Origin of the sequence: Sulfurovum sp. bin170 (genome assembly GCF_010892395.1) — a bacterium.
Classification (GTDB): domain Bacteria; phylum Campylobacterota; class Campylobacteria; order Campylobacterales; family Sulfurovaceae; genus UBA1140.
Map to the genome: position 1 here is coordinate 1 of NZ_JAACKB010000233.1, position 7,373 is coordinate 7,373.

At 31.7% G+C, this 7,373-nt stretch carries 10 protein-coding genes; all 10 read left to right on the plus strand.

Translation table 11 applies throughout. The features are described from left to right. The coding region (locus tag GSY74_RS05470) for an acyltransferase (RefSeq protein WP_164664095.1) at positions 1-284 on the plus strand (284 nt) is incomplete at its 5' end. Further along, positions 277-1,263: a Gfo/Idh/MocA family protein gene (locus GSY74_RS05475; protein ID WP_164664096.1), complete on the plus strand. Its 987-nt coding sequence runs from the start codon at positions 277-279 to the stop codon at positions 1,261-1,263. The genes GSY74_RS05470 and GSY74_RS05475, both read left to right, overlap by 8 nt. Further along, positions 1,260-2,225 carry a dTDP-glucose 4,6-dehydratase gene (locus GSY74_RS05480; protein ID WP_164664097.1) on the plus strand — a complete coding sequence of 322 codons (966 nt, stop codon included), beginning with the start codon at positions 1,260-1,262 and terminating at the stop codon, positions 2,223-2,225. Before GSY74_RS05475 ends, GSY74_RS05480 begins: the two co-directional genes overlap by 4 nt. Further along, on the plus strand, positions 2,222-3,301 hold the full coding sequence (locus GSY74_RS05485) for a DegT/DnrJ/EryC1/StrS aminotransferase family protein (RefSeq protein WP_164664098.1): 1,080 nt from the start codon (positions 2,222-2,224) through the stop codon (positions 3,299-3,301). The genes GSY74_RS05480 and GSY74_RS05485 overlap by 4 nt, the downstream gene beginning before the upstream one ends. Next, entirely contained in the window at positions 3,301-3,813 is a 513-nt protein-coding gene (locus tag GSY74_RS05490) for a DapH/DapD/GlmU-related protein (RefSeq protein ID WP_164664099.1), read from the plus strand. The genes GSY74_RS05485 and GSY74_RS05490 overlap by 1 nt, the downstream gene beginning before the upstream one ends. Next, on the plus strand, positions 3,800-4,414 hold the full coding sequence (gene hisH / locus GSY74_RS05495) for an imidazole glycerol phosphate synthase subunit HisH (RefSeq protein ID WP_164664100.1): 615 nt from the start codon (positions 3,800-3,802) through the stop codon (positions 4,412-4,414). The genes GSY74_RS05490 and hisH overlap by 14 nt, the downstream gene beginning before the upstream one ends. Beyond that, positions 4,414-5,178 carry an AglZ/HisF2 family acetamidino modification protein gene (locus tag GSY74_RS05500; protein ID WP_164664101.1) on the plus strand — a complete coding sequence of 255 codons (765 nt, stop codon included), beginning with the start codon at positions 4,414-4,416 and terminating at the stop codon, positions 5,176-5,178. Before hisH ends, GSY74_RS05500 begins: the two co-directional genes overlap by 1 nt. A gap of 3 nt (positions 5,179-5,181) precedes the next feature. Then, positions 5,182-6,387 (plus strand): N-acetyl sugar amidotransferase, encoded by a 1,206-nt coding sequence (locus GSY74_RS05505; protein WP_164664102.1) that lies wholly within the window; start codon positions 5,182-5,184, stop codon positions 6,385-6,387. Beyond that, complete coding sequence (locus tag GSY74_RS05510; protein WP_164664103.1) at positions 6,387-7,082, plus strand: hypothetical protein; 696 nt, start codon at positions 6,387-6,389, stop codon at positions 7,080-7,082. Before GSY74_RS05505 ends, GSY74_RS05510 begins: the two co-directional genes overlap by 1 nt. Next, the coding region (locus tag GSY74_RS05515) for a hypothetical protein (protein WP_164664104.1) at positions 7,075-7,373 on the plus strand (299 nt) is incomplete at its 3' end. The genes GSY74_RS05510 and GSY74_RS05515, both read left to right, overlap by 8 nt.

A 7,373-nucleotide genomic window follows, 5' to 3' on the forward strand; every position in this document is an offset into this window, starting at 1 on the left:
ATGTTTTTATTGGACCAAATGTATCTTTTACTAACGATAGAGTACCAAGAGCTTTTAATTTAAGTTGGAAGATTACTCCCACTTTGGTTAAAAGAGGCTCTAGTATAGGTGCAAATGCTACTATATTGTGTGGAGTTATTTTGGGAGAGTATTGTATGGTTGCTGCGGGTAGTGTTGTAACAAAAGATGTTGAGGCGTATAGTTTAGTGATGGGTAATCCTGCAAAACACTATAGCTATATAGATAAGATGGGTAATAGATTAGAAGGAGAGCTAAATGGTTAATATAGGGTTAATTGGTTTTGGTTATTGGGGACCAAATGTAGCAAAAAATATTTTTAATAACGGAAAATATAACCTTGATACGATTTGTGACTATGATGAGACTAGAATAGAGAAAGCGAAGAGAGTCTATATAGAGCAGGTGAAATATGAATCTGATTACAGAGTGCTGTTGGCAGATGAGAGTATAACAGCAGTTGCTATCGCAGTGGAGACAAGTGGACACTATAAAATTGCAAAAGATGCTCTTCTTGCAGGAAAACATATATATATAGAGAAACCATTCACCTCAACAGTTGAAGAGGCAGAGGAGCTGAAAGATTTAGCTCTGGAGCTAGGGCTTATAATCCATGTAGACCATATTATGATTTTTCATCCCGTAGTTCAGAAAATAAAATCTATGATTGATTCTGGGGAACTAGGAGATATTCTCTATATAGATTGTAAAAGATTAAACTTAGGTCAGATAAAAAAAGATGTGAGTGCCATGTGGGATTTAGCAGTTCATGACCTATCAATTATCGACTATCTATCAGGGGGGAAAGAGCCATTTTATATTAGTGCTATTGGTGAGAAGATATATAATCCAAAAGAGACTTTAGTATTTTTATCCCTTAAATATGAGGGGTTTATTGCACATATTCAATCAAGTTGGATCTCTCCATTAAAAGAGAGAAAGATTGTGATTGCAGGTACTAAAAAAATGGTAGTTTTTGATGATATGAAAGCAGATAAGCTGATGATATATGACAAAGGTGTAAATGTAATATATGATGAGAATATTGAGTATAGTGATTATTCCGTTAAGATAAGAAACGGTGACCTGATTATTCCATATATTCCAGCAGAGGATGCTCTCTATAATAGTCTAAATCACTTTTTAGAGTCTATTTTAGAAAATAGGCAATCTGTCTCTAGTCCTGACCAAGCGATAAGACTACTAAATACTCTTTATAGAGCCGATAATAGGATGAATAAATGAGAAATAGACCAAATATAGAGAATAGTACGATTTTAGTTACAGGTGGGGCTGGATTTATTGGAAGTCACCTAGTAGATAGGTTAATAGTTGAAGGTGCAAAAGAAGTTGTTATTATAGATAATATGTTTCTAGGAAGTGAAGAGAATTTAAAAGATGCACTATTAAAAGGTGCAATACTTTACAAAGACGATATTGAGATTGCAAGTTCATTGGATTATATATTTGAGAAGCATGATATAGATATAGTTTTTAACTGTGCAACAAAAGCACTTAACTACTCATTTGTAAATCCAAAAAATGCATTTGATACCAATATAAATGGTATTTTAAATATTTTGGAACACCAACGCAGAGGAGATTTCAAGACTTTAGTTCACTTCTCAACATCAGAGGTTTATGGAACAGCAGAGTATGAGCCTATGGATGAGAAACATCCTCTTAAACCTACTACTACCTATGCAGCAGGGAAGGCTAGTGCTGATATAGCACTCTATAGTTGGGTTAATATGTTTGATTTGGATGCTTTTATAGTAAGACCATTTAATAACTATGGACCAAGGCAGAATCACAAAGGTTATATGGCAGGGATTATTCCTATTACTGCATTTAGAATTTTAAATGATATAAATCCAGAAATTCATGGTACAGGGCTACAGAGCCGTGATTTTATCTATGTACTCGATACAGTTGATGCGATTATCAAACTCTACTCTTTAATGAAAAGAGCTGATAGTATTAACATCTCAACAGATGGTCAAATCTCAATGAAAGATGTGATAAGAGATATTGTAGATATTATGGAGTATAGAGGTGAAGTATTGGAGAGACCTACTCGTGGTGCAGATGTGGAGTGTCACAACGCTTGTAATAAAAAAATTAAATCTATGATAGATTATAAACTAACATCTTTTGAGGATGGTTTGAGAAAAACTATTAAGTGGTATCAGGAGAATATAGTATGATAAAATTAATAAAACCATATATTACATTTGATGAAGTTAAAGATGAGTTTGAAGAGATATTTGAGAGTGGTTGGTTTACAAAGGGTAAGTTTGTAGAGGAGTTTAGAGAAGAGATAAAATCCTATACAGGTGCGAAACATGCATATCTGACAACCTCTGCAACTACAGCTTTGACAATGGCTCTAAGACTCTTAGATATTAAAGAGGGTGATGAGGTGATTGTCTCTGATTTCTCTTTTCCTGCCACTGCTAATGTTGTTGAAGATATAGGGGCTGTTCCTATCTTTGCTGATGTTTCATTGGATACTTTTAATATGACTCCAGAACAATTGGAAAGTAAAATTACAGATAGAACTAAAGCAGTTATATTTGTAGATGCACTGGGAAATCCTAGTGGGATTCATGATATAAAAGAGATTTGTGATAGATATAATCTCCCTTTGATAGAAGATGGAGCTTGTGCTATTGGAAGTAGTGAAAATGGTGTTAGGTGTGGAGCTATAGCTGATATTACCTGCTTTAGTTTCCATCCAAGAAAACTACTAACCACAGGTGAAGGTGGTGCTGTTACATTTAATAGTGATGATTATGTTGATTTCTTTGATATAAAACTAAATCATGGTGCAAAAGTAACTGATGGTAAGTTTGACTTTGTAGATTATGGATATAACTATAGACTGCCAGAGCTTCAATGTGTGATGGGAATTAAACAGTTTCAGAAACTAGATACTATTGTGAAATCAAGAAATAAAATAAGAGATGAGTATATAAAGGGGCTAGAGCCTTTGGGTTATAGTGTTCAGAAGTTATCAAATAGTATAATTTATAATGTTCAATCACTTGTTTTTACTGTTCCAGAAGATATAGATAGAGATACTTTAGTAAAGTATTTAAAAGAGAATGGTGTTGAGACAACAATTGGGACATATTGTTTAAGTGCTACAACATATTATAAAGATAAATATAATGATGTTCAGCCAAATGCTTTATATCTTGAAAAAAACAGTATTACTTTTCCTTGTTATGATGGGGTTGATATTGAGTATATTTTAAAAAAAATTAATAAGTATAGATAATGTTACAACAGATAATAGAAGAGATTTTTCTTAAAAGAGAGGAACTTAAGAAAAAATTTAATAGAGTTTTACCTATAGGAGATTATATATCTGACCGATGGGAAAAAGCCAAGTATCTAAAGTTTGGAGAAAGTAGTAGTATTTATGATTCATCTTTAGTCTTAGGTAATGTAAAGGTTGGGAAAAGTTGTTGGATTGGACCCTTTGTAATCTTAGATGGTTCAGGAGATGAATTAATTATTGGTGATAATTGTGATATTTCAGCTGGTGTGCATATTTATACTCATGATACAGTTAATAAAACAGTTTTTGGAAAAGATATAGAAAAAGAGAGAGTTATAATAGGTTCCAATTGTTATATAGGACCAAATTCTATTATATCCAAAGGAGTTACTATTGGGAATAATGTAATTATTGGAGCCAATAGTTTAGTTAATAGGGATATTCCATCATACACTAAAGCATATGGAACACCTGTGAAAATTATAGGAAACATTAATGATAATAGTTGATTATAAAGTAGGTAATATAGGTTCTATTATTAATATGTTAAAGAAAATTGGTGTAAAAGCAAAACTATCATCTGATAAAGATGAAATTATGGATGCAAATAAATTATTATTACCAGGAGTAGGCTCTTTTGATAATGGTATGAGAAATTTAAGAGAATCTGGGCTTATAGAGGTCTTGAATAAAAAAGTTTTAGAAGATAAAACTCCCATATTGGGTATCTGTTTAGGAATGCAACTATTAATGGATTCTAGTGAAGAGGGGCAAGAAAAGGGTCTTGGATGGATAAAAGGTGAAGTTAAAAAGTTTGATTTTGGTAAAAATAAAGATAAGTTAAAAGTACCCCATATGGGTTGGAATATTGTAAATCCTACAAATAGAGACTCTTTATATAAAAATTTTGATGAGGAGAGTAGATTTTATTTTGTACACTCTTATCATGCAATTTGTGAAGATGAAAAAAATATTTTAGGAAAAACTCACTATGGATATAATTTTGCATCTTCAATTTATAAAGATAATATTTTTGGCGTACAGTTTCATCCTGAAAAGAGTCATAAGTTTGGCATGAGACTTCTCAAAAATTTTTCGGAGATGGAGTAATGTTGAGAACAAGAGTTATACCGTGTCTACTTCTTGAAGATGAAGGGTTGGTAAAGAGTATTAACTTTAAAAAACCAACATATATAGGTGACCCTATAAATAGTGTAAGAATTTATAATGAACTAGAGGTTGATGAACTTATATTTTTGGATATAAAAGCTAGTATAAATAGTACTCCTCCTCCTTTTAAAAAGCTAGAGATGATAGCAAGTGAGTGTTTTATGCCATTCTCCTACGGTGGAGGAATAAGAACGCTAGATGATGTAAAAAAACTATTTGATTTGGGAGTGGAGAAGGTAGTGTTAAACACTATAGCTTGTGAGAACCTATACTTTATAACCCAAATAGCAGATATATATGGAAGCCAAAGTGTAATCATCTCGATAGATGTAAAAAAACCACTTTTTGGTCAAAATAGAGTTTATATAAAAGATGGAACTAAAAAGAGTCAATATACACCCATAGAGTATGTAAAAATAGTAGAGAATTATGGTGCAGGTGAGATTATGCTCAACTCTATAGATAAGGAGGGGCTAATGGATGGGTTTGATTTAGCCCTGATAGATAAAATATCAGATGCCATAGATATACCACTTATAGCAACTGGTGGTGCTGGAGAGTTACTAGATATAAAAAAAGCAAAAGATGCTGGTGCTTCGGCAATAGCACTTGGAAGCATGGCAGTTTATCAAAATAAAAATAGAGGTATTTTGATAAACTTTCCCACTCAAAAAGAGTTAACAACAATACTAAATGAGGATTGATATATGAGTACATATTTTACAGATGAAAACTTATGGAAAGAAGAGTGGAAGAGAAGAGTTCAACGGAAAAAGGGTCTAAAAAGATGCTCTCGATGTCTTTATGATGAAGAGACACCAAATATCTCTTTTAATGGAGAGGGTATTTGTAACTATTGTGAAAAAGATGATGAACTAAGAACTCAATTCCCAGGGGGAGAGAGTGGAAGAGAAGCTTTTGAGAAAATTGTAGATGATATAAAGGAGCATGGAAAAAACAAAAAATATGATGTGATTATAGGTGTTAGTGGAGGGACAGACTCTACATATATGCTACATATTGCAAAAGAGTATGGGCTAAGACCACTTGCTGTGCATTTTGATAATACTTGGAACACTACAGTAGCACAACAAAATATAAAAAATGCTTTAAAAGTTTTAGATATTGACTTGTGGACTTATGTAGTTAATAATAATGAGTATGATGATATATATAGAGCTTTTTTCAATGCGAGTACTCCTGACCTTGAGATACCAACTGATATAGCACTCGCAGCTGTGCTAAATATGGCTGCTGATAAATTTGGTATAAAATATGTTTTTGAGGGACACTCTTTTAAGACAGAGGGGATGGCACCACTTGGGTGGATATATATGGATGCTAAGTATATAGATGATGTACATAGCCAATTTGGCAAATTACCTATGAAAACATATCCTAATTTTAGATTTACGAAACAGCTAAAGTGGATGATGTTCAATCAGATAAAAAAGATTAGACCTTTATGGTATCTTGATTATGATAAATCAGAAGCTAAAAAATTGATTACTGAAAAGTATGGTTGGCAATGGTATGGTGGACACCATCTTGAAAATAGAATAACAGCTTTTTATCATACATACTATTTACCAAGAAAATTTGATATTGATATGAGAACACTAGGTTTTTCAGGAAGGGTAAGAAGTGGTCAAATGAGTAGAGAAGAGGGTTTAAGAAGAATGGAGGAGATACCTGCTTTTGATTCTGAACTCTTTGAGATGATTCTTAAAAGGTACGGTTATTCATTAGAAGAGTTTGAAAAATTGATGTTATTACCTAAAAAAACATATAAAGAGTATAAAACATATAAACCGATGTTTGAGAAACTTAGACCATTTTTTTATCTTATGGCAAAAGCAGAATTAATACCTTGGAGTTTCTATATTAAATATACTGCAAAGGATAATATATAATGGACAATTTTACTTTTGATTACTATAAGAGTATTTTTAGTAGTGCAGTTAAAAATGAGTATAAAATAATTACTGTAAAAGAGTTTTTTTTAGATGAGTACAGTAGAGATGATAAGATATTAGTAAATAGAATTGATGTAGATATAAAAATAGATAGACTTAGAAGTATATATAAGATATTTAAAGAGTTAAACATAAGAGCAAGTATCTATATTCGACTACATGCACCTGACTATAATATTTTATCTATTGGTAATATCAAAATTATACAAGATTTAATCTCTATAGGTTGTGAGATAGGATTGCATACTGAGCTTGAAGATGTTGGTGAATATTGTCACATTGATAAAAAGGCTCTATTAAAAAAAGAGATAGAGCTTTTTGAGACTATTTTTGAGACTAAACTCTATGGAACAGCATCTCATGGAGATATGACACCATATAACAATCTTGATTTTTGGAAAAGTAATAGAGCATCTGATTTTGGACTTTTATATGAGGCTTATGATAAAAAACTTTGGGATAACTGTAGGTATGTTAGTGATAGTGAATGGACTAGATGGAAAGCTTATGAAGATGGTAAATTATTGGAAAATGATAGAAGAACTCCTATAGAACATATGGATGATGATTGCAAGGTTTTACATATTTTAACCCATCCTGAGAGTTGGTATGAGGATTATATTTATGAATAATAGATACAGATCAAAAACAGATGTAGAGATAAGTAGTTTTGAAATAATAGATTTTCTAAAAAAAGAGAAACTCTATATTTCAAGTAATGGTATTGAGAATATCTCTACAAATGTCTCACCCTTAGAGAATTCAAATCCAACATCACTTAGTTGGATAGGTGATATTCGGTATGATATAAACCAATTGAATTCTAATATTTTAATAGTTAAAGAGAAATTTGAGAACAAATCTAATAATAAGAGTATCATATATACATCTAATCCTAAACTAGCAACTGTTTTAATACTTAA

Bases quoted from the DNA above. Each gene is read 5' to 3' on its own strand.
- GSY74_RS05505 (WP_164664102.1), top strand. From the start codon at position 5,182: ATGAGTACATATTTTACAGATGAAAACTTATGGAAAGAAGAGTGGAAG.
- hisH (WP_164664100.1), top strand. From the start codon at position 3,800: ATGATAATAGTTGATTATAAAGTAGGTAATATAGGTTCTATTATTAAT.
- GSY74_RS05490 (WP_164664099.1), top strand. From the start codon at position 3,301: ATGTTACAACAGATAATAGAAGAGATTTTTCTTAAAAGAGAGGAACTT.
- GSY74_RS05510 (WP_164664103.1), top strand. From the start codon at position 6,387: ATGGACAATTTTACTTTTGATTACTATAAGAGTATTTTTAGTAGTGCA.
- GSY74_RS05480 (WP_164664097.1), top strand. From the start codon at position 1,260: ATGAGAAATAGACCAAATATAGAGAATAGTACGATTTTAGTTACAGGT.
- GSY74_RS05485 (WP_164664098.1), top strand. From the start codon at position 2,222: ATGATAAAATTAATAAAACCATATATTACATTTGATGAAGTTAAAGAT.
- GSY74_RS05475 (WP_164664096.1), top strand. From the start codon at position 277: ATGGTTAATATAGGGTTAATTGGTTTTGGTTATTGGGGACCAAATGTA.
- GSY74_RS05500 (WP_164664101.1), top strand. From the start codon at position 4,414: ATGTTGAGAACAAGAGTTATACCGTGTCTACTTCTTGAAGATGAAGGG.